Source organism: Streptomyces sp. NPDC002386, from assembly GCF_053593175.1.
Map to the genome: position 1 here is coordinate 159,973 of NZ_JBSFBX010000016.1, position 24,707 is coordinate 184,679.

Below are 24,707 nucleotides of genomic sequence, written 5' to 3' on the forward strand. Positions count from 1 at the left end.
TCATGACCGCCGATCACGCCGCACGCTGGTCCCGGCCCGCCTCCGGGCGGGAGCCCGCCGCGGCCGCCCTGCTCTCCTGGCTCCGCGACCCCCACGCCCCCGGCCTCGCCGTGATCACCGGCGCCGAGGGCAGCGGCAAGTCGCGGCTGCTCGCCTGGCTGATCGGCCACGGCACCCGGCCCGGCACGCCGGCCGAACGCCGTGTCCACGGCTTCGTGCCGCTGCCCGGCCAGACCGCGACCACGGCCGCCTGGATGCTCGGCGAACAGCTGTCGATCGCCGCGCGCTCCCCGGGCGACCTGCTGGCCGCGCTCGACGCGGACCGGCGCCGCACCGTCGTCGCGCTGCCCGAACTGCACTCCGCGGACCAGCCCGGCTCCCTCGTCGAACTCGCCCTGGACCTCGCCTCGCTGGAGCACGTCCGGGTACTCGTCGAGGTCCGCTCCGGTACGGAATGGGCGCGGGCGCTCACCGCCGGACCCTGCGCCCGTATGGACCTGGACGAGCCCCGGTGGACCGACGAGGCCCGCCGTGAGTCCTGGGACGCGGCCCACCCCGCCGGCCCCGCGGCACAGCACGCGGAACCGGAGGAAGCGTTCGACCTGGACGATCCCGCGTCGGTCTGCGCCGCCGACCCGTGGAGCGTGACCACCGCGTACGAACGCTCCGGGGAGAGCCACGGCGGACTGCGCGCCGCCTGGCTGCGGGCCGGCGCCTCCCTGACCCGGGAGCAGCCGGCCGCCGAACGCGCCCTGGTCCTGCTCGCCGCCCTCGGTGACGCCGGTGATCCGCGACTGCCCGCCGCCCTCGACTCCCTTGCCCGGGACGCCTCGTGGACCCTGGTCTGGCACCGGGTGCGCGGCGACGTCACCCCGCCGTGGCCCGGCCCGGTCCGGTCCCTGGTGGCCGGCACCGGCCCCCTGGCGGGGCAGCTCGTCGTCGCCGACCACCAGGGCAGCGTGCGCGTCCTCGACGCGGAGAGCGCCCGCTCCACCGGACGCCTCCCGCACTCCGCGCCCGGCGCCCGCGCCATGGCCGAGCACGGCGACGGCGTGGTCAGCGTCCTCGACGAGCACGGCCTCCTGCACACCCAGCGCGCCGCCGAGTCCTCGGGGCCCAAGGGACTCGCGGCCCTGCTCGACGACGGCCGCTCCGAGCGGAGCGGGGTCCTCGAAGCCGTTCAGGAGTACGCACGGCGCCAGCGGGAGACGTTCACCGCACTGACCGGTGCCGGGGACCGGGTCGTCCTCGGTGACGCCGCCGGAACGGTGCACGTGGTGACCGCCGGCGCCGAGCCGCGCACGTCCACGCTGCACCGGGGGCGCGTCACCGCGGTCGCCGGGACCGCCCTGCCCGTCTCCGCGGCGGGGGACACCGTCCTGCTGCTGTACACGGGCGGCGCCGACGGCACGGTACGTGCCTGGGCCCCTCACACCGACCCCATGCCGGAGCCGGTGGCCGCGCGCGACTGCGCCGTCAACGCCGTGGCGGTGGCGGCGGCCGGCGCCGGACTCGTCCTCGCGATCGCCTGGGCCGACGGCCTCGTCGAGCACCGGGTCCTGGACGACGACCGGCTGCGTACCTTCCGCCCCGGCAGCCAGGCCAACGCCCTCGCCTTCACGGCGGACGGGGACCTGGTGGTGGGGACGGACGAGGCACTGGTGCGGATGCGGGGGCGGTGACGGCCGGCGTTCGCCGTTGCGATCCGTCGTACTCCGTCTTCCGTGCGGGCCCGGCCAACTCCCCCGCCGTCATCGTCAGATGGAACTCTTGTCACATAACCGTGACGCGGTCGGTTTACTCTTGTGCACCTGACAACCTGCCCGTTAGCTGGGTGCAGGTGAGCCAGTAGTCGACGGGGGACGGAGCACGCGGCCATGGGTCTGGTACTGCCGAGCATCATCGATGAGGCACTCGACCTCATCGGGGTCAACTGGCCCAATGTCGACGAGGACGACTACTTCGAGATGGCGACGTCCATGCGGGACTTCGCCGAGGAGTTCGAGGGCCACGGCGGTGAGGCGCACAAGGCGGTGAGCCGCATCCTCTCCTCCTCCGAGGGCTGGGCCGTCGACTCCATGCAGAAGCACTGGTCGCACGTGAAGACCCGGCACCTGGAGAAGATCCCCGAGGTGGCACGGCTGTTCGCGGACGCCTGTGACGGCGTCGGCCAGATCATCCGCGGCATGAAGGTCAAGGCGGGCGTCGAACTCGGTGTGCTCGCCGGCACCATCGTCGCCGAACTCGCCGCCGCCCCGGTGACTCTGGGCATCTCCGCCGCGGCCGCCGCCGGTGAGATCGCGCTGATGCGCACCATCGTGAAGCGGCTGATCGACGAGGCGGTCGACCAGATCGTCGACGCGCTCATCGCGAAGGTCACCGAGCCCGTCACCGGCAAACTCCAGGAGCTCGTCTCCGACATGGTCCTCGACCTCGCCGAGGGAGCCTTCAACCCCGGCGACAAGCCGGGCGGCATGCAGCTGGCCTCCGCGGGCGACACCGGCGGTTCGGGCAGCGGGGGCAAGAAGACGGTCATCGACCACGTCGAGTTCGAGGACGGCGCCGGCAAGGTCTCCGGCCACGGCAGCGACATGGGCAGCCAGTCCGGGATCCACCTCGGCAAGTCGAAGCACTCCTTCCACAAGACCAAGGGCAAGGACGTCTTCACGAAGGCCTTCGACGGCATCCTCGAGGGCGCCATCGACGGCATGGAGAAGGCCGCCAAGAAGGTGACCGACCATGTCGCCGACACCATCCCGGAGCGGGTGAAGGCCGCCTCGCGGCACCAGAAGCGCAAGGACCACGACGTCGGCGACGAGGCCGACAAGGTCGACGTCAAGAAGGTCAAGCGCGACGGCGACACGCCCATGTACCTTCTCAGCGACGACGGTTCGATCCGCCAGTTGCACCACGACGGGACCACCAGTCCCGTCCACCACAGCGACTCCTCCGGAGTGAACCAGGTACTCGGCGACAAGGCCTGGTACCCGTGGAACAACAAGAACGAGAAGCAGCGCAAGGACAAGCCCGGCAACGGCGGGCGGGTCGACTCCAAGAAGGTCGCGCCCGGCTCCACCGAGCTGGCCCGCGCCACCCAGCTCGGCCGCTACGCCAACCGCTCCGAGCGCCCCGACTCCTACATCTCCGGCGGCAACTACGCCTCGGCGCTCTACGACGACGGCAAGGGGAACCGGTTCATCCTGGTCGGCGCCAGCGGCAAGGCGCACTCCGAACGCTCCATCGGGCACCCGCTGATAAAGAAGGGCCACGAGGGCAGCGTCAGCCATCTCTACACGGAACGGGAGCCCTGCCAGAAGAATCCCAAGTGCGACAAATATCTGGCGAGGGAGTTCCCCGACCACCTCGAGGTCACCCACAGCGCGAAATACGACCAGTCCGAGAAGGGGCCGGACGGCACGGAGCTGAGCAAGTACAAGAAGGACCGGGAGCACCGGGCCTACGTCCAGTGGCTGGAGGACCAGTGGGACCAGCACGGTGCCGCCGGTGGACGCACTGATAGCGTGATGAACCTCTCGCCCTCGGACCGCAGGTTCCTTCCCTAGCAGGGCGGGTCGGCCAAGAATCCCACGGCGCCCGGCGCCGCCGAGTTCGGAGTTCCGGAAGTGCTTTTCGACGTCACCCGCGGCGAACTCGTCGACATCTTCGGCGAGGACCGGATCGCGACCGTGCCCGCCACCGCCTTCCCGCCCGCCGTCGCGGACACCGAGGGCGCCCGGCTGCTGCAGACCGTCGGCGCCCCCACCAGGACGCTGCTGCTGCGTCAGCCCGACGAGGAGGACGGCCTGCTGCCCCTCGTCCGGGACGTCGTCGACGTCGAGGACTTCGAGGACGCCGAGGAGGGGGCGGGCGAGTGGCCCGTCATCGGCTGGCTGCTCAACGCCCACCTCGCCCTCGACCCCGGCTCCGGCAGGGTGTACGCCGTCGACCCCGACGAGGAGACGGTGCGGGAGCTGCACACGGACGTCTCCTCCCTCGTCCACGTCACCCTCCGGTTGCAGCGTCTGCTCGACGAGTTCACCTTCAGCGGCGACGAGGAGGACGAGGAGGCCGACTTCGAGCGCCTGGACGCCGAGGTCGACCGCGTCCGGGAGGAGACGAGCGACGTCGACCCGCTCCCCTTCCAGGACGACGAGACCGTCTGGTCGGTGGTGGGCGACGAGATCGCCATGGGCCAGCGTTTCCGGGGCGACAGCGCGGCGGCCCGCTCGCGCCACCGCTGATCGCCGACCGGGTTGGCAGGGCGGCCGGACCGCGTGACAGGAGCGCTGAACAAGCGCTTAGATAGTGACGACGCCCTTCCCCGACCCTGCCGGAGGCCCCGTTGTTCACGTCCGTCGACGACGTCTCCGCCCGCCTCGCCGAGACCGGCTACCTCGCCTCGCCCGCCGTGGCCACGACCGCCTTCCTCGCCGCCCGGCTGGGCAAGCCGCTGCTGGTGGAGGGCCCCGCCGGGGTCGGCAAGACCGAACTGGCCAAGGCCGTCGCCCAGGTCGCCGCCGCCCGGCTGGTCCGGCTGCAGTGCTACGAGGGCGTCGACGAGTCCCGGGCCCTGTACGAGTGGAACCACGCCAAGCAGCTCCTGCGGATCAGCGCGGGCCGCGGCGAGAGCTGGGACGAGGCCCGCACCGACATCTTCAGCGAGGAGTTCCTGCTGCCCCGTCCGCTGCTCACCGCGATCCGCGGCGAGGAGCCGACCGTCCTGCTGATCGACGAGATCGACAAGGCCGACGTCGAGATGGAGGGCCTGCTGCTGGAGGTGCTCAGCGACTTCCAGGTCACCGTCCCCGAACTGGGCACGGTCACCGCGACCCGCCGCCCCTTCGTCGTGCTCACCTCCAACGCGGGCCGCGAGCTGTCCGAGGCGCTGCGCCGCCGCTGTCTGTTCCTGCACATCGGGTTCCCGGAGGAGGAACTGGAGCGGCGGATCGTGACACTGAAGGTGCCGGGGCTGCACGCGGCGCTCACCGAGTCGGTGGTCCGGGTGGTCGGGGCGCTGCGCGCGATGGACCTGCGCAAGGTGCCGTCGGTCGCGGAGACCGTCGACTGGGCGCGGACCCTGCTGGCCCTGGGCGCGGACACGCTGGACGAGAGCGTCGTACGGGACACCCTGGGCGTGCTCCTCAAGCACCAGGAGGACGTGCTGAAGGCGGCGGCCAAGCTGGACCTGGACTCGCTGTGACCGGTGTCGGGGGCCGGATCACCGGGCTGGTGGGCGCGCTGCGCGAGCACGGTGTGCGGATCGGCACCGGGGAGACGGTCGACGCGGCCCGCGCCGTCGAGGCCCTCGGCCTCACCGACCGGGAGCTGCTGCGGGAGGGGCTGGCGGCGACTCTGCTGCACGGCCCGGCCCAGCGGGCCGTGTTCGACCCGGTCTTCGACCTGTACTTCCCCCGCGGCACGGGTGGCCCGGAGCAGGCGCCCGCGGACCGGGAGGAGCTGCGCGACCGCCTCGCGCGGGCGCTGGCGGCAGACGACCGGGCGCTGCTGGGCCGGCTGGCCGCGGAGGCCGTCGACGGCTTCGGCGGGTACGGCGGCGCACCGGAGTCGGACGGCTGGTCGGCGCACCAGACGCTCGACCGGCTCCGGCCGCAGACCCTGCTGGCCCGGGTGCGGGCCGACGTACGCGGCCGGGACGGCGGCTCGGGGTTCGCGGACCGGCTGCTGGACGACGAGATCAGGCGCCGTATCGAGGTGTTCCGGCGGCTGGTCGGCGCGGAGGCCCGGCGCCGGGTCGCCGAGCGGCGCGGACGTGACGAGATCGCCCGGCGGGCCGTGGCCCCGACCGCGGACCGGGTGGACTTCCTGTACGCGCGCCGCGACCAGCTCGCCGAACTGCGCAGGGTGGTGTGGCCGCTAGCGCGGAAGCTGGCGACCCGGCTGGCCGCGCGCCGCCGCCGGGCCGCGCGCGGCACGATCGATCTGCGCCGGACGCTGCGCTCCTCGCTGTCCACGGGCGGGGTGCCGATGCGGCCGGTGCTGCGCAGGCGTCGTCCGGTCCGGCCCGAACTGGTGCTGCTGTGCGACGTGTCGGGCTCCGTGTCGGGGTTCTCCGACTTCACGATGCTGCTGGTGCAGGCCCTGCACGACCAGTTCAGCAAGATCCGCGTGTTCGCCTTCGTCAACCGGCTCGACGAGGTGACCGGGCTGCTCGCCCACGGCCGGGCCGACCCGGACGGGCTCGGCGCCCGTATCCGCGCGGAGGCCACGCTCACCGGCTGGCACGGCAGCAGCGACTACGGCGTCGCCCTCGGCGAGTTCACCGAGCGGTACGGCGCGGCGGTCGGGCCCCGGACGACGGTGTTCGTGCTCGGCGACGCCCGGACGAACATGAGCGATCCGAATCTGCCCGCCGTCCGTGAACTCGCCCGCCGGGCCCGGCGCGTGCACTGGCTGAACCCCGAGCCGCACGCCCAGTGGGGCACCGGCGACTCGGCGGCGCCGGCCTACGCCGAACTGGTCGAGATGCACGAGTGCCGTACGGCCCGGCAGCTCGGCGCGCTGATCGCCCGGCTGCTGCCGGTGTGACGCGGGGTGGTGCGGCGGAGCGGCCCGGCGTGATCGACTGGTCACCGGCCGGCCGTACCCCGCCACGCGTCTCGGGAGGAGGCGGACCGCCCTGCACCCGCGGAACAGGACGAGGACGAACGACATGAGCATGAGCCACCCGCCCGTGCGGCTCGGCACCTTCCCCACCCCGCTCGAACCGGCGCCCCGGCTCGCCGCCGCGCTCGGACTCGGTCCGGACGACCTGTGGGTCAAGCGGGACGACCTGGCCGGTCCGGGCGGCGGCGGGAACAAGGTCCGCAAGCTGGAGTGGACCGTGGGCGCCGCGCTCGCCGAGGGCGCGGACACCCTGGTGACGACGGGCGCCCCGCAGAGCAACCACGCCCGGCTGACGGCCGCCGCCGCTGCCCGGCTCGGCCTGGACGCCGTACTGGTGCTGCGCGGCTCGCCGGGTGCGTCGCACTCCGGGAACCTCGCCCTGGACGGCCTGCTGGGAGCGCGGCTGGTGTGGGCGGGGGCGGTGGACCGGGCGGGCCTCGACGCGGCGGCGGCCGAGGTGTGCGCGCGGCTGCGCGCGGGCGGTGCCCGGCCCGCGCTGATCCCCTTCGGCGGGTCCAGCGCGCTGGGAGCGCGCGGGTACGTGCGGTGCGGTGAGGAGCTGCGCGAGCAGGTGCCGGACCTGCGCACGGCGGTGGTCGCGCTCGGTTCGGGCGGCACCATGGCGGGGCTGGTAGCGGCCCTCGGCACCGGGTCGGTGCTCGGCGTCGACGTGGGGGCGCTCGCCGATCCGGCCGCGGCGGTGGCCGGCTTCGCGGCGCCGCACACCGCCGAGGAGGTCACGGACCGGCGGCTGCGGGTACGCCGCGACCAGGTGGGCGACGGCTACGCCGCGCTGACGGGTCCGGCGGCCGAGGCCCTCCGCCTGGCGGCGCGGACCGAGGGGCTGCTCCTGGACCCGACGTACACCGCCCGCGCGCTGGCCGGTCTCGCCGCCGCCGTCCGGGACGGCGGGGTACGCCGGGGTGAGAGGACCGTGTTCGTGCACACCGGCGGGCTGCCCGGCCTGTTCGGACACGCGGAGGCCGTCGCCTACGCCGAGGAGGGCGCCGGCGCGTTCCACCGCGACGGCTGAGGGGCCGCGGGCGGTCCGCCCTCGCCCGGAACGCGCCACCGGGCCGCGCCCCCGTCGCGGCCCGGTGGGTGCCTTGCGCGTCCCGTCAGCCCTTGGCGTACTCGTTCGCCATCGTGCCGGCGAAGTCGAAGACCACGACCTGCTCGTCACCCACCACCCAGGCGTCGTGGCCGGGCGGGCACACGAAGACGTCACCGGGGCCGACCTCGCTCTCGCCGCCGTCGTCCATCCGCAGGTGCATCCGGCCCTGCACCACGTAGCCGTTGTGGTGGACCAGGCAACTGGAGGTGCCCGCGATGGGCCCCACGGACTCCGACCAGCGCCAGCCCGGTTCGAAGGTTCCCACCGCGAAGTCGAGCCCGGTCAGATGAAGGGCTTCGAGGTGGCCGCGGGGGAAGTCACGCCGCTCGTCCGGCTTGTCGACCGTCTTCACTTCCAGCATGACGGTGTCCTCCCTTCCGGCCGCTCGTCACGGCCGGGGCCGGCCCCCGTCCCCCGGCGGCCTCGGACGGCACCGGCAGAACAGACGACGGTGACCGCACCCCACGCCTCCATCGTCGGCCCGCCCCGCGGGCGCCGCCATCCGGAGGCGGCGTCTACCAGCTCCGTCCCGCCCGCAGCAGGAGATCGCGGACCCGGGGCACGTCGGGGTTGTCCGGGACGCCGGGGCGCTGGACCAGGAAACCGGTGTTGATGGGCGGGTCCTCCGGCGTGAGCAGCTCCACCAGCGCACCGGACTCCAGCGCGTCCACGCACAGGTAGCGGGGCAGCACGCCGAACCCGGCGCCCGCGACCACGGCCGCCAGCACCCCGCGCAGGTCCGGCACGGTGACGGCGGCGGTCCACGACAGACGCCGGCCGAAGACGTGCCGCCAGTAGCGGCGGGCGATCGGCAGGTCCTCGGCATAGGTGATCAGCGGTACGGAGCGCAGCGCGGCGGGGCCGTCGGACGGCAGCCGGTCCCGCAGCGGACCGGCCCAGACGGGGGCGGCGACCAGGACGAACTCCTCGTCGGCGAGCGGCACGGCGTGCAGCGTGCGGCCGCGCGGGCGGGTGGTGGCGATCACCAGGTCGTGGCGGCCGGCGCGCAGTTCGTCCAGCAGCGGATCGGTCAGGCCGGTGGCCACCCGCAGCCGTACGCCCTCCGCGACCAGCGGCGCGAGGGCGGGCAGGACGGTGCTGCACAGGAACTCGGCGGGTCCGGCGAGATGGACGGGCTCGGCGCGGGCGCCCTCCGGCGGGTGGGGGCCGGCCGCACCGGCCAGTTCGTCCAGGGGGCCGGCGATCCGGGCGGCCAGCTCGTCGGCCACGGGCGTCGGCGCGACCCCGCGCGGCAGCCGCTCGAACAGCTCCCGGCCGCTCTGCCGTTCCAGTGCCCGCATCTGCGTGGTCACCGTGGGCTGGGACAGGCCCAGCACCCGGGCGGCGCCGGTGAAGGAACCGGAGCGGTAGACGGCGAGGAAGGTGCGCAGCAGGTTCAGGTCGAGCGGGAGGGAGGAGGGCGGGCCGGAGGCGGGAACGGGGGCGGCGGAACGGGCGTCGGAGGGGGCGGGGTCGGGGATCTCCACGCGTCCGAGTATTCACCGGGACCCGCTCTCCACCACCCATAGGAGTTCCGATGTCGGACATTGAATGCTTCATTGGATGCCTATGGGTCGTCTCGCCTAGGTTCTTACCCGAGAAGCAAGCCCCCGGAAGAAGAGACCCATGTCGAAGATCCTTTTCGTACTGACCGGCGCCGACCTGTGGACGCTCGCCGACGGCACCCAGCACCCCACCGGCTACTGGGCCGAGGAGCTCGTGGTGCCCTACCGCGCCGTCAAGGCCGCGGGCCACCAGGTCGTCGTGGCAACGCCGGGCGGTGTTGTGCCGCCGGTCGACCGCGCGAGCCTGGCCGCCGAGGCCAACGGCGGTCAGGACAAGGCCGACGAGATCGCGCGCGCCGTCGCGGCGATCGCCGAGCTGCGGGAGCCGGTGAAGCTGGCCGAGGTGGACCTCGGTGACTTCGCCGCCGTGTTCTACCCGGGCGGGCACGGCCCGATGGAGGACCTGGCCGTGGACGCCGACTCGGGCCGGCTGCTCGTCGCGGCCCTGGACTCGGGCAAGCCGCTGGCCGTGGTGTGCCACGGTCCGGCCGCGCTGCTCGCGGCGGTGCGTGCCGACGGTTCCAACGCCTTCGCGGGCTACCGGGCCGCGGCCTTCACCAACGAGGAGGAGACCCAGGGCGGTCTCGCCGGGCAGGCCAAGTGGCTGCTCCAGGACCGGCTGACCGCCGCGGGCGTCGACGTACGGCCGGCGGAGCCGTGGGCCCCGCACGTGATCGTGGACTGGAACCTGATCACCGGCCAGAACCCGGCCTCCTCCGCCCCGGTCGCCGAGGAGCTCCTGAAGCTGCTGGGCTGACGCCTGGCGCGGGCGCGGAGAATTTCCCGGTCGCCGGGTGCAACCTCGTCCGGGGTCGGACGTCTGTCCGGGTGGAGGCCTCCACTTCGACCCACGTCCGACCCGAGCGACCGAAGGAACCCATGTCCGCACATCAACTCCCCCGCCCCGGCCGCAGGCGCAGGCTGCGCACCGTCCTTGGGGTCTCCGCCGTCGGCGCGGCCCTGGCCGTGGGCGGCACCATGACCGCCCAGGCGGTGCAGGGCGACGCCCGGCCCGCCTCCCACTCCGGCGCCACCGCCACTCCGTTGCCCGCGGGCGGCCACGCGACGCCGTCCCCGGTACCGTCCCCGACCCGTCCGCCGACGTCGAAGCCCGTCCCGTCGCCGTCGCACCCGCCCACGGTCGCCCCGACCCCCGTGCCGTCCAGCCCGCACATGCCGACCCCCGTGCCGTCGGTGCCGGGCACCAAGGCCGCGTCCCCCGTGCCGTCCCCGACGCGTCCGGGCACTCCGGAGCCCGTCCCGGCGCCGCACCACGGCCACCGGACGGCGTCGCCGAGTCCGGTTCCGGCGAGTGAGTCCGCCACGCCCGCGCCGGTTCCGCGGCACCACTGAGGCAGCGCCGGTGCGCGGGGAGTCGCCCGGAGCGGCTCCCCGCGCACCGGACGGGAGATCCATGACGACAGCCACACCACCGGCGGCGGCCCTCCCCTGGGGCCCGTCCCGCACCCCGGCGCGCGGGCGGAGCCGCCTGGGACCTCGGTTCGCACCCCTGCGCGCCCGCCTCCTCGCCCGCGTCCGCGCCGGGGGTCCGGCCGCCCCGGCACCGACAGGCGGCACCGGCATCGGCGCACGAGGGCCGGCCACCGCCGAAACCCCGCCGGGCATCGAGGAGTTGTACCACCACCGCCGGCTCTCCCTGGTGCGCCTGGCGCTGCTGCTGGTCGACGACCTGCCCACGGCCGAGGACGTCGTACAGGACGCCTTCACCGCGCTGTTCCGCCGCCACGGCCACCGCCTCGGCTCGCTCGACGACCCGGAGGCGTATCTGCGGACGAGCGTCGTCAACGGCGCCCGCTCGGTGCTGCGGCGGCGCAGGACCGTACGGGCGCACACCCCCGAACCCGAGCAGCACGCGCCCGCGCCGGAGGAGGACGTCCTGCTGCACGAGGACCACCGGGAGGTGCTGGCGGCCCTGCGGACGCTGACCGCCCGGCAGCGCGAGGTCCTGGTCCTGCGCTACTGGTCGTACCTGACGGAGGCCCAGATCGCGGCGACGCTGGGGCTGTCGCGGGGCACCGTGAAGTCCACGGCCAGCAGGGCCCTTGACGCCCTCGGCCGACGTCTGGAGGGGCTGCGATGAACGACTCCGCCACCGGAACCGGGACCGCGCCGACGCGGGTCGAGGAACGGCTGCGGGCCGCCCTGGACGCACGCGCGCGGTCCGTCGGCCCGGCCGACCTGCGGCCACCGCGCCCGCCGTCCGCGACGCGCTCCCGCCGGCTGCCGGTACGCCGGGTCACCGTGGGCCTGCTCGCGCTGGCCGCGGTGGCGGCCCTGGTGTTCCTCACCGTCCGGGACGACCGGCCCCGCCCGGCCGAGCCGGCCCGCTCCCCCCGGCCGGTGACCGGCACCCCGACACCCGTGCCCACCACCGTCCGCCCGTCGCCGGCCCAGCCGTCCCCGAGCAGTCCCGCGCCGTAGAACACCCCCTCAGGGCCTGGCAGCCACGCCGGGTGCCGGGGCACAGGTCTCTGCGTCGCGGCCCGCAGGCGACTAGGTTGGGCCGCATGAGCAACCTTGACCGCGCGCCGGTACCGAGTGTGTGCGGCGGCCGCGGATTCGTCGTCGCCGAGCCCGTCCGTGAACTGCTGAGCCCCCGCCGAGTGAAGCTGGGCGAGTCGACCGAGGTGCGCCGGCTGCTGCCCAACCTGGGCCGGCGCATGATCGGCGCCTGGGCGTTCGTCGACCACTACGGTCCCGACGACATCGCCGACGAGCCCGGTATGCAGGTCCCGCCGCACCCGCACATCGGGCTGCAGACGGTGAGCTGGCTGCACCAGGGCGAGGTGCTGCACCGCGACTCCACCGGCAGCCTGCAGACCATCGGCCCCCGGCAGCTCGGCCTGATGACCTCCGGCCGGGCGATCAGCCACTCCGAGGAGAGCCCCCGGTCGCACGCGCGCTTCCTGCACGGCGCGCAGCTCTGGGTCGCGCTCCCCGACGAACACCGCCACACGGAACCGAGGTTCGAGTACCACGCCGAGCTGCCCCAGGTGACGGCCCCCGGTCTGACCGCCACCGTGATCCTCGGCGACCTCGACGGAGCGTCCTCCCCCGGTACGGCGTTCACCCCGATCGTCGGCGCCGACCTCGCCCTCACCCGGGGCACCGACGTACGCCTGCCCCTGAACCCCGACTTCGAGTACGGGGTGCTGGCCATGTCCGGCGAGGTGCACGTGGACGGCGTACCGGTCCTGCCGGGTTCGATGCTCTACCTCGGCTGCGGCCGGACCGAACTCCCCCTGCGCGCCGAGTCGGACGCCGGGATCATGCTGCTGGGCGGCGAGCCGTTCGCCGAGGAGCTGATCATGTGGTGGAACTTCGTCGCCCGCACCCAGGCGGAGATCGAACAAGCCCGCGAGGACTGGGCACGAGGCAGCCGCTTCGGTGAGGTGAAGGGCTACGACGGCGCGCCGCTGCACGCACCCGAGCTGCCGCCGGTGCCGTTGAAACCCCGCGGAAGGGTGCGCTGAGCCGGGGAAACGTTGGAGCACATGGTTCATGCCCACTGCCATACCTCCGCTGACCCCATGCTGACGCCACTGATGGGTCATCAGTAACCACCGATGTCACGCCTGCGCCCCTACGAACCAGGCAATCGCCGCGTCCTCGTGGCGGCGGGCGACAGGGATTCCGCTGAGGATCCAGGAGGCCGGAAAGTCCCCGGCTTCAGCGCGGACCCAGAGTTCGTCCATCCGGTCGTCGGCCGCGAGGAAGCGTGCGAGCCGGTAGGCGGCCGGTACCGAGTCACGCCACCGCGCAGCGGTCCTCTCCGCAGTCGCGCAAATCATCCGCGCTCTGCGAGGCAAGGCCTGACGCCATGCATCGCGCCGGCCAGCACGCATGGACGGTGGTGGAATCACCGGACCATGCTCTTGCGCCCCCTCCTGGGCAAGTGGACGACGCCCGGTGGGCCGCCCGGATACGGGCGGTGCCCGAGGAGTCAGGCGGCACCTACGGGTCCCCAGGATCATGCGGGTCCGCGGGATCGAGGGGTCCGGTTGCGTCGCCGGTACCGCACCACCGTCCCCGAACCGGCAGCCGCCCAGGTCCCGAACACGGAGTACGTCGGCGACATCACCTTCCTGCCCATCGAGGGCGGGAAGTCCTGCTAGCCGGGCACCGTCATCGACCTCGCCTTCGCCGAAGCCTGCACCGGAATTCGGGGTCGGGGCCCGTCTAGACTTCCCAGCCCGACTGACGGAAGGCTGGCGCTATGCGGAGACTCCTCTACGGCATGAACCTGTCCCTGGACGGCTATGCCGCCGCGCCCGGCGACGACCTCAGTTGGAGCCGGCCGAGCGACGAGCTGTTCCAGTGGTGGCTCGACCAGGAGCGGGCGATCAGCCTGTTTCTGTATGGGCGCAAGCTGTGGGAGACCATGAGCGCCTACTGGCCGACCGGCGACCGGCAGCCGGGCGCCACCCCAGCGCAGATCGAGTTCGCGCGGAACTGGCGGGACACGCCGAAGGTGGTGTTCTCCTCGACGGTCGACAAGATCGACTGGAACACTCGCCTGGTCACCGGCGACGCGGTCGCGGAGATCACTCGGCTCAAGGCCGAGGACGGTGGGCCGATGAGGGTTGGTGGCGCAGCGCTCGCCGGGGCGGCGATGCGGGCCGGGCTGATCGACGAGTACGCGATCGTCACCCATCCGGTCCTGCTGGGTAGCGGCACACCCTTCTTCACCGCGCTGGACGGCTGGGCGAACCTGAACCTGGTGGAGACACGGACGTTTCCCGGCGACGTGGTCCTGACCAGGTACGAGACGAGGCGCTGAACGCGCTGGCCGAGCGGTGGGACATCGACGACGACCAGCGACGGATCGGGTCAGGCCGCAGCACGGACAACCGGGTCCAGGGCCGATCGCCCAGACCCACGGTCCGAAGGACCCACCCGCCGACGCAGCACGGCAAACCGCCCCGCGTCTGCATCCGAATCTGGGGACGTCAGGGCAAGGGCCCGCTCTGGGGAGTCAGCCGTGAGTGCCCGCGTTGCTGGACGAAGGCACGATCTTGGGTTTCAGCGCGTGTGCCGGAGTGCCTCTGGCGCTTCTCGTTCTCAAGTCACCGATCTTCCCGACGGCCGCACATAAAGGCGTGCTTCGTTGATGTGACAGCGAAACGACGTGCACATCAGCCCGCTCCTGTTCGCCGGCCGGCGGCGGCCGCGAGCCTGGGGGGACCCTGACCGGACGGCCCCCATCAGGGCCATTCGACCCCTACCACCCAGGAACGCCCGGGTTGACGCTGGCAGACGGAGGTTCATGCCGACCGAAGGGCGTGGGATCGGTGATCACACGAGTGCGGATGCCGCACCGGCACCTGACGCCGCCCGCCAAGCCCGGGCCGCCGCGCGAACCTCCCATACCTCCGTCCCGGCAACCGCGCCCGTTCGGCGGACGGTGGATGTTCTGGTGGATCCTGATGACGCTCGTCTTCGTCCTGCTGCTCTCTCGCGCCCGCTCCGGGCCACACACGAGTTCACTGTCCTACAGCGACTTCGTCGGCAAGGTCGGCGCCAGCCAGGTGCAGACGGTCGACATCAACGACAAAGGCGCGATCAGCGGCGCGCTGAAGGACGGCACGAAGTTCACCACCCAGATACCCACCGCGCTGGGCACCGGGGCCCAGCTCCAGCAGCAGCTGGCATCACACCACGTGCTCATCAAAGCCAGCCAGAGTAGCAGCAGCGGCGGCTCGGCGTGGTTGTCCGTGCTCTTCACGTTCCTGCCGTTCCTGGTGCTGATCGGCCTTGTCGTGTGGATGGGACGCCGTGCCGCGGGGTCGGTGACCGGCGGGCTGAGCGCCATCGGACGCTCGCACGCAAAGATCATCGAGGCAGAGCGACCCACCACCGGCTTCAACGACATCGCCGGCTACGACGGGGTCAAGCAAGAGATCAGCGAGGTCGTCGACTTCCTGCGCAATCCCGCCCGGTACACCGCGGCGGGTGCCAAGGGACCCCGAGGCGTGATCATGGTCGGGCCGCCCGGTACCGGCAAGACGCTCTTCGCGCGAGCCGTCGCCGGCGAGGCGGACGTGGCGTTCCTGTCGGTGACCGGCTCCGGGTTCGTGGAGATGTTCGTCGGGGTCGGTGCCTCCCGGGTGCGCGATCTGTTCGGCGAAGCCCGCAAACGCGCCCCGTCGATCATCTTCATCGACGAGATCGACGCGCTCGGGTCACGTCGCGCCGGCGGAGCACGGTTGGGCGGCAACGACGAGCGCGAGCAGACGCTCAACCAGCTGCTGTCCGAGATGGACGGCTTCGACCAGTCCAGCGGCATCGTCGTCCTCGCCGCCACCAACCGGCCCGACGCCCTCGACCCGGCCCTGCTGCGCCCCGGTCGCTTCGACCGCCAGGTCACCGTGCCGCTGCCCAACCAGTCCGAGCGGGCCGCGATCCTCGCCGTCCACGCCCGCGACAAGACCCTGGCCTCGGACGTCGACCTGGATACCGTGGCGCGCGCCACACCCGGGTTCTCCGGTGCCGATCTCGCCAACCTCGTCAACGAGGGCGCCATCAACGCCGTACGGGACAACCGTATCCGGATCGAGCCGCACGACCTGGATGCCGCCCGCGACCGTGTGCTGCTCGGACGCCGGGAGTCCTCCAACGCGCTGCTGCCCGAGGAACGCCGCTCGGTGGCCGTGCACGAATCGGGCCACGCCCTGGTCGCGGCGTTGTGCGAGCACGCCGACCCGGTGGCGAAGGTCACCATCCTTCCGGCCGGTGTCACCCTCGGCGTTACCGAGCAACTCCCTGAAGCGGAACGCCACTTGTACAGTGAGAGCTACCTGACCGACCTTCTGGCGGTGCGCCTCGGCGGGCGCGCGGCCGAGCTCCTGGTCTTCGGCGAGGGATCGACAGGAGCCGCCAACGACCTGGCCGGAGCCACCCAGATCGCCACCCGCATGGTCCGCGAGTTCGGCCTCTCCTCCGAACTCGGCCCGATCGGCTACGCCTCCGCCCACCCGAACTTCCTCAGCGAGGCCACCGACGAGCCCGGCCGGCCACCGTACTCGGAACAGACCCAGCGCATCGTCGACGAGGAGGTCGCCCGGCTGCTGCGCCAGGCCGAACAGCGCGCGATCACGCTGCTGCGCGGCCATCGGCCCGCCCTGGAACGCCTGGCCGGCGAACTGGTCACCCATGAGACCGTCGACGGCTCGGTAGTGCTCGACGCCCTGCGCCAGGCACGCAGCCAAGCGGACGGAAGAAGCGATGACCACGCCGTCAACGCGTCATCGCCCCCTACGCGTCCGGAGTCGGAAGTTCGCAGCCCGGCGCGGTGATCACCCGGCCGCGATCTGCTCGAGCGGGAGGCACTGGCGGTGGTGTCCGGCAGGAGCAGCGGGGGCGTCCGGGGGGCGGAGTCAGCCATGCCAAGCCTGCCGTCGTTTCACGGAACTCCCGCGGCCGTCGCCGCTGCGCACCCGCTGCATCCTTCGCCGGAAAATACCTGGTCAGAACGATCAAAGCAGGCCGAACGGGCGTACAGTGAAAGCACCGGGAGTACTTCGCACACCGGCCTTCACGCGGGTGTCGTTTCCGGCGATCACGAAAAACCGGGCTGCCGACGGGAAGCCCGGGGGCAGGTCCGCACCATGACCACCACCCTCGACCGGACCGCGCCGCGCGACCTCGCCGCAGAGCTTCCGGCACGCTTGTCTCTCACCCCGAAGACCACCCTCGCCGGCCAGCTCGACGGGGCCTGGTGGCCCTGTTCACGCGATCTCGAGGCGGAGCTTCCGCCCCTTGCGGCCGCACTCGACAAGGTCTGGGGACGCATCACACGCGTCACCGTGAACCCCACCCGCTGGCCCGTCATCCCACGCAAGGTGCCTGTGGCCGGGCACACCGTGCATGTGGGCTGGTTCACCGAGCAGCACCCCGACAAGCTGATTCTGCTCTCCTACACCGTCGGCCGCTGGGACCTGCTGGTGATCCCGCCCGAGACCGAGCCCGCCGCCGCGGCCCGCCTGATGGCCGCCGCGGCGATCCCCGGGAGCGTCCTCACCGCCGGCGCCCTGATGGCCGATGAAGTCGTCATCGGGCGCGGCATTCGCGACGCCCTGCGCCGGGAGGCCAGCTGGGAAAGCGAGGGCGGTGCCTGCATGTCCCCCTTCGGGAGCCCGTTGGACAGGCGCGCCGTCCCGCTGCCCGGCAACACCTGGAGGTGATGGAGGCCCGGCATGCACCGGCAGACCAATCGTGTGTCGCGGGCCCGGCATCCGGCGTTGGCGACGAGGTCGCCTTCGAAGCAGCCGCCGGGGACGCGACGGTCGGCGTCGCCCTCCTCGACACCGTCGTCAAGGACATCCGCGCCACCGTCTTCGACCTGCAGCACCGCAGCCGGGGCACAGCCAAGGGCCGACCCGACGACCAGCCGAGCAGGAGGCGGCCGACCCAACGCCCGGCGCATCAGGGAAGTGACGAAGCCATGGCATATCCACACCATGACCGCCGCCACGCGACACAGCGCCGGCACGCACGGACGGCCGACCGGCGGGCGCGGACCGCGGCACGCCGATGGCGCCACGACGGCAGCGAGCCACGCTGGGCAAGCAGCGACCTACCGGCCCGACGACTCCTGTCCCGCCTCTTCGGGGCACTGTTCGCGCTGGGCGCCGCCGGCTTCGCCGTCCTCGCCTGGAGAGCGGGCCCTGCCTCCCAGCCCGACCGCGTCCTGCTCATCGCGCTGGCCGCTCTCTGCGCAACGTCCACCGCCGTGGCCATCGCCGACCTGTACGTCATCCGACGTCGAACAGCCGAGCAACGCCGCTGGAATCGCTGACCCGCCCCGTCGGCGCCCCTCGGCCCAACCCGGTCTCCACCGCTCTCGTGTCCGCGTGGGAGGCCCCGAGTCAGAGCATCCTCGGCAACCTGGCCATCGGCGGTGACCGTATTGAGCCCTGCTGCGACAAACCCGTCCCCTGTGGCCTCGCCGAGGCACGACGACACCGCGTCCGTGACGTCCACGGCGCCCTCCGCGGGAGCCCCGCGTCCTCACCCGGTGTGGAGCCCCAGGGCCGCGACGCGTGTGCCCAAGCGGCAGTGCCGAGATCATGAGGCCGGCCGGTATGCCGCACCGATGAACGGTGCCCCCTCCTCCGGAGGGGGCAGGTGAGCGTCTTTGCTCCGGCGCGGCTGCCTGTGCTCGCGCCGGGGGTGGTGTCGGCGGCGGCCTTGTCGGGCGACGCTGTCCTTCGTGAGCTCGGTGTCGTCGCCGGGGAGGGCCTGGGTGGCGAGGAGGCCGCGCGACGGCAGGCGCAGTTCGGCCCCAATGCGGTCGCTACGCACCGCGCCCGGGTGTTTCCCGTGCTGTGGCATCAACTGCGCTCGCCGCTGCTCGGACTGCTGGTGGCGGCCGCTGTCGCGTCCTTCCTGGTGGGCGAGCGCGGCGATGCGGTGATCATCGGGCTGATCGTGAGCGCGTCCGTCGGGCTGGGCTTCGTCAACGAGTACCGGGCCGAGAAGGCGGCCGAGGCGCTGCACTCCCAGATCCACCACCAGACGGTGGTGCTGCGCGACGGCCGGGCCACGCTGGTGGATGTCACGGCGCTGGTGCCCGGTGATGTGGTGGAACTGCGTCTGGGTGACATCGTGCCGGCCGACCTGCGGCTGGTGGAGGTCACCGGTCTGGAGTGCGACGAGTCGGTGCTTACCGGCGAGTCGCTGGCGGTGGACAAGAACATCGCCGTTGTCGCGGCCGGGACCCCGCTGGCCGAACTGTCCGGGTGTGCCCTGATGGGCACGGTCGTCCGGACCGGCGCCGCTCGCGGGGTAGTGGTGGCCACCGGGGCGCACACGGAGTTCGGCAAGATCGCCGCCGGGCTCGACACCCACCCGCTGGACACCGAGTTCCAGGTCGGCCTGCGGCGCTTCTCCCTGCTGCTGGTCCATGTCGCGGGCGCGTTGACCACGTCGATCTTCGTGATCAACGTCGCCCTGCACAAGCCGCTCATCGACGCGCTGCTGTTCTCACTGGCCATCGCGGTCGGTATCACCCCCCAGCTGCTGCCCGCCGTCGTCTCGACCAGCCTGGCCGCCGGGTCACGCCGGATGAGCCGGCGCAAGGTGCTGGTCAAGCGGCTGGTCTGCATCGAGGACCTGGGTGATGTCGATGTCCTGTTCACCGACAAGACCGGCACGCTCACCATGGGCCGCATCGAGTACATGCGCGCCGTTCCCGCCGACGGCCACGGCTCCGAGGCGGTCGTGCGGTGGGGGCTGCTCAGTACCGAGAACGCGGCGCGCGATGCGCGGGACGTCGGCGGGAACCCATTGGACCAGGCTCTGTGGCGGTCTCCGGCCGCCGCCGGCGAGCGGACCGCCCTGGACGGGTACACACAGGTCGCGGTACTGCCCTTCGATCACGAACGGCGCATGATCTCGGTCCTCGTGCGGGACGGGGACGGCCGGTCGAGCCTCGTCACCAAAGGCGCTCCGGAAACTGTCCTGGACCGCTGCGCCGATGTCCCGCCCGGAGCCCGTAACGCGCTCGCGGCGGAGTTCACCGCGGGAAACCGCGTGATCGCCGTCGCGACCCGGCCCGTCGACACCGCCACGCGGTCCGTCGGGCCCGAGGACGAGCGGGAGCTGAGCCTGGCCGGACTGCTGGTGTTCCTCGACCCGCCCAAACCGGACGCCGCCACGGCGTTGCGCAGACTCGCCGACCTGGGCGTCGCGGTGAAGGTCGTCACCGGCGACAACGCCGCGGTCGCCGCCAAGGTCTGCCATGACCTGGGGCTCACCGACGCGGGCGCGATGACCGGCAGCGAGGTCGACGCCCTGGACGACGCGCAACTGGCCGAGGCGATCCCTCGGACCACCGTCTTCGCCCGAGTGAGTCCCGAGGCCAAGGCCCGTATCGTGCACGTGCAACGGCTCAGCCGCGGCGGCGTGGCGTTCCTGGGCGACGGAGTCAATGACGCACTGGCTCTGCACGCGGCCGACGTGGGCATCTCCGTCGACTCGGCCACCGACGTCGCCAAGGACGCGGCCGACGTCATCCTGCTGGAGAAGAACCTCAACGTCCTCGCGGACGGTGTGGTCGAGGGCCGCCGGATCTTCGCCAACACCATCAAGTACGTGTTGATGGGCACTTCCAGCAACTTCGGCAACATGGCCTCCGCCTCGGGCGCCTCGCTGTTCCTGTCCTTCCTGCCGATGCTCCCCTCGCAGATCCTGCTGAACAACCTCCTCTACGACAGCAGTCAGCTGGCCATCCCCACGGACAACGTCGACGAGGAGCAGCTGCGCAAGCCCTCGCACTGGGACATCGCCTTCATCCGCCGCTTCATGATCTCCTTCGGGCCCCTCAGCTCCGTGTTCGACTTCGTCACCTTCGGCGTCATGCTCTGGGTCTTCCACTCCGGGCCGGCCCAGTTCCGCTCCGGCTGGTTCGTCGAATCGCTGGCCACCCAGACCCTGGTGATCTTCGCCATCCGTACCCGGCGCATCCCGTTCTTCCGCAGCCACCCCAGCCTGCCGCTGACACTCGCCGCGCTCGGCGTCGTCACCATCGGCGCGGTGCTGCCGGCCACCCCACTCGCCCACACCCTGGGCTTCCAGCCGCTTCCCGGGGGATTCTTCGCCACGCTGATCGGTATGATCCTCGCCTACCTGGCCCTTATCGAGATCGGCAAACGGCTCTTCTACGGGGCCGCAGCCGTGGCACCCCCGGTGGGGCGCTATGCCGGCCGCCGTCACCTGCGGCGCCGCGCCGGCCGCTTCAGCACTGCCGCGCCCCAGCCCACGCCGGTCGACGGCCCGCCGTGATACGAACCGGATGGGCCGTCATCTTGTCGGCAACGTCACCCAGAGCGGCAGCGGCCAGTATGTGGCTGCGTACGGCCAAGGAGCCGTCGCAGGCGCGTCGGCGATCTCGGTGCTCGACTTGCCGCGCACGGCCCGCACCCTCACCCGCGCGGCGCACTGCTGCGCGACGCCGGCCCGCGGTCACAGGCCGTCGCGCCGCCCGGGGGCAGGACGCATCAGCCAGGTCACAGTTCGGCTGACGTCCGAGAGCGAGACGATTCCGACGAGCCCGCCGTCGTCCACGACCAGGACCCGGTGCTCGGCGCCCGGCTCCATGCGCGGCAGCAGATCCGCCAGCGGGCTGTCCTGCCCCACCACGGTGACCTGCGACAGCGGCACCATCACCTGCCTCACCGTCACATGATGTGCCTCGCTCTGCGGCACCTGTCTGGCACTGTCGAGGGTCACCAGGCCGACCGGGACCCCGTCGTCGGTCACCGGGAACGCCGAATGCCGGTATCGGAAGAGCGGAGCGGTGAGGAATCCCGCGACCGTGGTGTCCGCGGGAACCGTGAGAGGTTGGCGCGTCATCGCGTCGCGCACCGGCACACCGGCGAGTGCCCCGCGCAGCTGGGCCTGCTGTCCCTCGGCAGTGGCGGCCGCGATGAGGAACCAGCCGATCAGTGCCAGCCAGAGGCCGCCGAACGCCCGGCTCGTCAGGAACGTGATCACACCCAGCGCCACGAGAAGCCACCCGAAGAACCGCCCCGCCGCGGTCGCCCCCGCTGTCGCCCGAAGCCGGTCTCCCGTGCGCCACCACAGGAACGCGCGCAGCAGCCTGCCTCCGTCGAGCGGGGCGGCCGGCACCGAGTTGAAGATCGCGAGCAGCACGTTGATGCCTGCCAGCCACGCCACCATCTCCACCACGATCCCGGACACGGACGCCAGGTCGAGCAGCCAGGCCCCGAGTGCGAACAGCCCGCCCAGCAGGAGGCTGACGAGAGGGCCGACGCCGGCGATCCTCAGCTCCGCGCCGGGGCTGGACGCCTCGGTCCTGAGCCGGGCCGCTCCGCCCAGCAGCCAGAGCACGATGTCATCCACCGCGACGCCGTTGCGCCGTGCCACGACGGCGTGCGCCAGCTCGTGTGCCAGCAGGGAGGCGAAGAAGACCACGGCGGTACAGAGGCCGGCCGCCCAGTACACCGCCCAGGCACGCCCCGGATACGTCTCCGCAAGGCGGCCCTGCGACAGGCCGAACGCGATGATGCCGAAGATGAGCAGCACGCTCCAGTGCACGCCGACCCGGACTCCCGCGATCCGTCCCAGAACGAACGTCGCCCTCACAGCGCTCTCCCCTGTTCAAGCCGTCATCCGCACCATGTCGTCGTTGATCACACGCTCGCCCCGGAATCTCTCGCCGCGCGGATCCTGCCCACTTCCAGTACATCCTCGGGCCCCATGCATCGCGCGGCGGCCGGCGAGTGGCCACTGCGAACCGAACGGGGGGAGGCTGGAAGCAGGCGATCCATGTTCCCGGCGTTCCCGGCAGCGGTCCTGATCGCCGAGAAGGCTGCGACCGCGCGGGCCGTCCAGCGGATGGGAGAGAACCCATGAGGGTGGGAGTACTGACCGGCGGCGGTGACTGCCCCGGCCTCAACGCCGTGATCCGCAGTGTCGTCCGCAAAGGCGTCGCCGAATACGCCTTCGACTTCGTCGGGTTGCGGGACGGCTGGCTCGGCTTGCTCGAGGACCATGTCATACCACTGGACATCGCCGGCGTGCGGGGGATCCTCCCCCGCGGCGGAACCATCCTCGGCTCCTCCCGTACCAACCCGTTCACACACGAGGACGGGCTGCGACGCGTACAGGACACCCTTGCCAGGCACGACGTGGACGCGCTCGTCGTGATCGGCGGCGAGGACACGCTCGGCGTGGCCAACGAACTGAGCCGTCAGGGAATTCCGCTGGTCGGCGTACCGAAGACCATCGACAACGACGTCTCCGGCACCGACTACACCTTCGGCTTCGACACCGCGGTCGGCATCGCGACCGAGGCCATCGACCGCCTCCACACCACCGCCGAGTCGCACATGCGCGCCCTGGTGGTGGAGGTCATGGGCCGGCACTCCGGGTGGATCGCCTTGCACGCGGGTATCGCGGGCGGCGGAAACGTGATCCTCATCCCGGAGCGGCCCTTCGACATCGATCAGGTCTGTGAGCAGGTGAAGAACAGATTCAAGATCAACTACGCGCCGATCGTCGTGGTGGCCGAGGGGGCCGCCCCGAAAGAGGGGCAGGCGGTCCTCAAGGATCAGTCGCTGGACGAGTTCGGCCATGTACGGCTGTCCGGCGTCGGCGAGTGGCTGGCTCGGGAGATCTCGGACCGCACCGGCAAGGACGCCCGGACCACGGTGCTGGGGCACATTCAGCGCGGCGGCACCCCGAGCGCCTTCGACCGCTGGCTGGCCACGCGCTTCGGGCTGCACGCCGTCGACGCGGTCAAGGACGGTGACTTCGGCGTCATGGTCGCCCTGCAGGGCACCCGGATCGTCCGCGTCCCCCTCGCCGATGCCACGGCGCGGACCAAGCGCGTCGATCCGTCGCTGTACGACGAGTTCGAGGTGTTCTTCGGCTGACCGGCCCGCCGCCACCGGATCGCCGCGCCGGATCCGCCGCCCCGCCGGCAGATCTCCGGTCGGCCGTCATCCGGCGTGCGGTACGACCGCCACCGGGCAGCGGGCGTGGTGCAGCACGGCGTGCGCGACCGGGCCCAGTCGGCCTTCGGCCGCCCGAGGATCGGTGCGGCGGCCCACGACGAGCAGGGCCGCGTCCCGGGAGACGTTCAAGAGTGCTTCCGCGGGCTGGAGCAACATGACGTCGGTGCGGACCGTCACGCGGGGATACTTCTCCCGCCAGTCGCTCAGCGCGTCCGAGAGCCGCAGAACCTCCTGGTCCTCCCACGTGGCGCGGTCCCCCTCGGTCACCACCAGGATCCGCGCGGAGACCGCCTCGGCAGGAAACGCCCATGCCTGGACCACCCGCAGAGGTGCTCCGACCGCCTCGGCGGCAGCGAACCCGAAGTCCGCCGCCTCCCCGACCGGGCGATGCGCGTCGAACCCCACCACCACCTGCGCGGCGTCGCCTTCCGCGCGTATCCCCGTCTCGAAGGCGCTGGGCCGCTGGGGAACGAGGACGACGGGGCAGGGGGCTGCCGCCGCCATCCGCAGGGCCACCGAGCCGACCGCGAGACCGTCGAAACCGCCCGTCCCCCGCGTGCCGACGACGAGGAGCCCGGCCGCGCGGGCCGCGGCGAGGAGAGCCGGGGCCGGGGCGTCGTCGGCCTGCTCGCCCCGCACGTCGACATCCGGGTACCGCTCGACCAGGCCGGTGACCAGCTGATCGAGCATGCGCGCACCGACGTCACGCATCCGGTCCAGGGCCGGGCGGGGAACGACGGCGCCGGGAAGAGACGGAAGGGCATGGAACAGGCGCAGGGGAACGCCGCGCAGCGCGGCCTCGCGCGCCGCCCAGTCGGCTGCCGTCGCGCTGTGTTCGGACCCGTCGACACCCGCCAGCACACGGTGGCTCATCCCGTCCTCCTTCGCCCGGCCCGCACCTGC

21 protein-coding genes and 1 pseudogene are annotated in these 24,707 nt (G+C 72.4%); 17 read left to right on the plus strand and 5 right to left on the minus strand.

From position 1 onward, the window contains the following. Window positions 1-2: 2 nt before the first annotated feature. The 6 genes from ACWCPN_RS28685 to ACWCPN_RS28710 all read left to right on the plus strand — a co-directional run bounded on the left by ACWCPN_RS28685 (window position 3) and on the right by ACWCPN_RS28710 (window position 7,657). The gene (locus ACWCPN_RS28685; RefSeq protein ID WP_451211713.1) at window positions 3-1,682 is read left to right on the plus strand and encodes a hypothetical protein; all 1,680 of its coding nucleotides are present in this window, start codon (window positions 3-5) and stop codon (window positions 1,680-1,682) included. Between the two features lie 195 nt (window positions 1,683-1,877). Then, window positions 1,878-3,563, plus strand: a complete 1,686-nt coding sequence (locus ACWCPN_RS28690) for a WXG100-like domain-containing protein (protein WP_451211716.1) — start codon at window positions 1,878-1,880, stop codon at window positions 3,561-3,563. A 60-nt stretch (window positions 3,564-3,623) separates the two neighbouring features. Continuing rightward, window positions 3,624-4,241 carry an SUKH-4 family immunity protein gene (locus ACWCPN_RS28695; RefSeq protein ID WP_451211719.1) on the plus strand — a complete coding sequence of 206 codons (618 nt, stop codon included), beginning with the start codon at window positions 3,624-3,626 and terminating at the stop codon, window positions 4,239-4,241. A gap of 101 nt (window positions 4,242-4,342) precedes the next feature. Further along, a complete protein-coding gene (locus ACWCPN_RS28700) occupies window positions 4,343-5,200 on the plus strand; it encodes an AAA family ATPase (protein ID WP_392295662.1) in 858 nt (285 codons plus the stop codon). After that, complete coding sequence (locus ACWCPN_RS28705; RefSeq protein ID WP_451211722.1) at window positions 5,197-6,546, plus strand: VWA domain-containing protein; 1,350 nt, start codon at window positions 5,197-5,199, stop codon at window positions 6,544-6,546. Before ACWCPN_RS28700 ends, ACWCPN_RS28705 begins: the two co-directional genes overlap by 4 nt. A 130-nt stretch (window positions 6,547-6,676) precedes the next feature. Continuing rightward, the gene (locus tag ACWCPN_RS28710) at window positions 6,677-7,657 is read left to right on the plus strand and encodes a pyridoxal-phosphate dependent enzyme (protein WP_451211845.1); all 981 of its coding nucleotides are present in this window, start codon (window positions 6,677-6,679) and stop codon (window positions 7,655-7,657) included. Window positions 7,658-7,742: 85 nt separating this feature from the next. Here ACWCPN_RS28710 and ACWCPN_RS28715 read toward each other — a convergent pair whose 3' ends face one another. Both ACWCPN_RS28715 and ACWCPN_RS28720 read right to left on the minus strand, forming a co-directional pair. Continuing rightward, window positions 7,743-8,099 carry a cupin domain-containing protein gene (locus ACWCPN_RS28715; RefSeq protein WP_392295566.1) on the minus strand — a complete coding sequence of 119 codons (357 nt, stop codon included), beginning with the start codon at window positions 8,097-8,099 and terminating at the stop codon, window positions 7,743-7,745. 154 nt (window positions 8,100-8,253) lie between these two features. After that, window positions 8,254-9,225, minus strand: a complete 972-nt coding sequence (locus tag ACWCPN_RS28720) for a LysR family transcriptional regulator (protein WP_451211725.1) — start codon at window positions 9,223-9,225, stop codon at window positions 8,254-8,256. A 139-nt stretch (window positions 9,226-9,364) separates the two neighbouring features. On the opposite strand from ACWCPN_RS28720, the gene ACWCPN_RS28725 reads away from it, so the two are divergent. Then, complete coding sequence (locus ACWCPN_RS28725) at window positions 9,365-10,060, plus strand: type 1 glutamine amidotransferase domain-containing protein (protein WP_451211727.1); 696 nt, start codon at window positions 9,365-9,367, stop codon at window positions 10,058-10,060. A 133-nt stretch (window positions 10,061-10,193) separates the two neighbouring features. Here ACWCPN_RS28725 and ACWCPN_RS28730 read toward each other — a convergent pair whose 3' ends face one another. After that, window positions 10,194-10,628 (minus strand): hypothetical protein, encoded by a 435-nt coding sequence (locus ACWCPN_RS28730; RefSeq protein ID WP_451211730.1) that lies wholly within the window; start codon window positions 10,626-10,628, stop codon window positions 10,194-10,196. An 89-nt stretch (window positions 10,629-10,717) separates the two neighbouring features. On the opposite strand from ACWCPN_RS28730, the gene ACWCPN_RS28735 reads away from it, so the two are divergent. The 9 genes and pseudogenes from ACWCPN_RS28735 (at window position 10,718) to mgtA (ending at window position 21,108) form a co-directional block, all read left to right on the plus strand. Continuing rightward, a complete protein-coding gene (locus ACWCPN_RS28735; protein WP_451211733.1) occupies window positions 10,718-11,404 on the plus strand; it encodes an RNA polymerase sigma factor in 687 nt (228 codons plus the stop codon). Continuing rightward, entirely contained in the window at window positions 11,401-11,745 is a 345-nt protein-coding gene (locus ACWCPN_RS28740; RefSeq protein ID WP_451211737.1) for a hypothetical protein, read from the plus strand. Before ACWCPN_RS28735 ends, ACWCPN_RS28740 begins: the two co-directional genes overlap by 4 nt. Window positions 11,746-11,831: 86 nt before the next feature. Further along, a complete protein-coding gene (locus tag ACWCPN_RS28745; protein WP_451211740.1) occupies window positions 11,832-12,797 on the plus strand; it encodes a pirin family protein in 966 nt (321 codons plus the stop codon). A 478-nt stretch (window positions 12,798-13,275) separates the two neighbouring features. After that, window positions 13,276-13,430, plus strand: a pseudogene (locus ACWCPN_RS28750) (IS3-like element ISRhosp5 family transposase); the annotation flags it as partial. A 110-nt stretch (window positions 13,431-13,540) separates the two neighbouring features. Next, window positions 13,541-14,104 (plus strand): dihydrofolate reductase family protein, encoded by a 564-nt coding sequence (locus ACWCPN_RS28755; RefSeq protein WP_451211743.1) that lies wholly within the window; start codon window positions 13,541-13,543, stop codon window positions 14,102-14,104. Between the two features lie 628 nt (window positions 14,105-14,732). Beyond that, entirely contained in the window at window positions 14,733-16,619 is a 1,887-nt protein-coding gene (gene ftsH / locus ACWCPN_RS28760; RefSeq protein ID WP_451211746.1) for an ATP-dependent zinc metalloprotease FtsH, read from the plus strand. Window positions 16,620-16,931: 312 nt separating this feature from the next. Beyond that, window positions 16,932-17,507, plus strand: a complete 576-nt coding sequence (locus ACWCPN_RS28765) for a DUF5994 family protein (RefSeq protein WP_451211749.1) — start codon at window positions 16,932-16,934, stop codon at window positions 17,505-17,507. After that, window positions 17,507-18,121 carry a hypothetical protein gene (locus ACWCPN_RS28770; RefSeq protein WP_451211752.1) on the plus strand — a complete coding sequence of 205 codons (615 nt, stop codon included), beginning with the start codon at window positions 17,507-17,509 and terminating at the stop codon, window positions 18,119-18,121. Before ACWCPN_RS28765 ends, ACWCPN_RS28770 begins: the two co-directional genes overlap by 1 nt. Window positions 18,122-18,450: 329 nt before the next feature. Then, on the plus strand, window positions 18,451-21,108 hold the full coding sequence (mgtA, locus tag ACWCPN_RS28775; protein ID WP_451211755.1) for a magnesium-translocating P-type ATPase: 2,658 nt from the start codon (window positions 18,451-18,453) through the stop codon (window positions 21,106-21,108). 180 nt (window positions 21,109-21,288) lie between these two features. Here the strand turns inward: mgtA and ACWCPN_RS28780 are convergent, their stop codons facing one another. Continuing rightward, the gene (locus ACWCPN_RS28780; protein WP_451211758.1) at window positions 21,289-22,431 is read right to left on the minus strand and encodes a site-2 protease family protein; all 1,143 of its coding nucleotides are present in this window, start codon (window positions 22,429-22,431) and stop codon (window positions 21,289-21,291) included. Between the two features lie 266 nt (window positions 22,432-22,697). On the opposite strand from ACWCPN_RS28780, the gene ACWCPN_RS28785 reads away from it, so the two are divergent. Then, on the plus strand, window positions 22,698-23,723 hold the full coding sequence (locus ACWCPN_RS28785; RefSeq protein WP_451211760.1) for a 6-phosphofructokinase: 1,026 nt from the start codon (window positions 22,698-22,700) through the stop codon (window positions 23,721-23,723). A 66-nt stretch (window positions 23,724-23,789) separates the two neighbouring features. Here ACWCPN_RS28785 and ACWCPN_RS28790 read toward each other — a convergent pair whose 3' ends face one another. Continuing rightward, a complete protein-coding gene (locus ACWCPN_RS28790; RefSeq protein WP_451211763.1) occupies window positions 23,790-24,677 on the minus strand; it encodes a universal stress protein in 888 nt (295 codons plus the stop codon). Between the last annotated feature and the right edge of the window lie 30 nt (window positions 24,678-24,707).

Excerpts from the sequence above, each read along its gene's own strand:
- ACWCPN_RS28685 (WP_451211713.1), top strand. The coding sequence starts at position 3 with ATGACCGCCGATCACGCCGCACGCTGGTCCCGGCCCGCCTCCGGGCGG.
- ACWCPN_RS28690 (WP_451211716.1), top strand. The coding sequence starts at position 1,878 with ATGGGTCTGGTACTGCCGAGCATCATCGATGAGGCACTCGACCTCATC.
- ACWCPN_RS28710 (WP_451211845.1), top strand. The coding sequence starts at position 6,677 with ATGAGCCACCCGCCCGTGCGGCTCGGCACCTTCCCCACCCCGCTCGAA.
- ACWCPN_RS28715 (WP_392295566.1), bottom strand. The coding sequence starts at position 8,099 with ATGCTGGAAGTGAAGACGGTCGACAAGCCGGACGAGCGGCGTGACTTC.
- ACWCPN_RS28725 (WP_451211727.1), top strand. The coding sequence starts at position 9,365 with ATGTCGAAGATCCTTTTCGTACTGACCGGCGCCGACCTGTGGACGCTC.
- ACWCPN_RS28735 (WP_451211733.1), top strand. The coding sequence starts at position 10,718 with ATGACGACAGCCACACCACCGGCGGCGGCCCTCCCCTGGGGCCCGTCC.
- ACWCPN_RS28740 (WP_451211737.1), top strand. The coding sequence starts at position 11,401 with ATGAACGACTCCGCCACCGGAACCGGGACCGCGCCGACGCGGGTCGAG.
- ACWCPN_RS28745 (WP_451211740.1), top strand. The coding sequence starts at position 11,832 with ATGAGCAACCTTGACCGCGCGCCGGTACCGAGTGTGTGCGGCGGCCGC.
- ACWCPN_RS28755 (WP_451211743.1), top strand. The coding sequence starts at position 13,541 with ATGCGGAGACTCCTCTACGGCATGAACCTGTCCCTGGACGGCTATGCC.
- ftsH (WP_451211746.1), top strand. The coding sequence starts at position 14,733 with ATGTTCTGGTGGATCCTGATGACGCTCGTCTTCGTCCTGCTGCTCTCT.
- ACWCPN_RS28765 (WP_451211749.1), top strand. The coding sequence starts at position 16,932 with ATGACCACCACCCTCGACCGGACCGCGCCGCGCGACCTCGCCGCAGAG.
- ACWCPN_RS28770 (WP_451211752.1), top strand. The coding sequence starts at position 17,507 with ATGGAGGCCCGGCATGCACCGGCAGACCAATCGTGTGTCGCGGGCCCG.
- ACWCPN_RS28785 (WP_451211760.1), top strand. The coding sequence starts at position 22,698 with ATGAGGGTGGGAGTACTGACCGGCGGCGGTGACTGCCCCGGCCTCAAC.
- ACWCPN_RS28790 (WP_451211763.1), bottom strand. The coding sequence starts at position 24,677 with ATGAGCCACCGTGTGCTGGCGGGTGTCGACGGGTCCGAACACAGCGCG.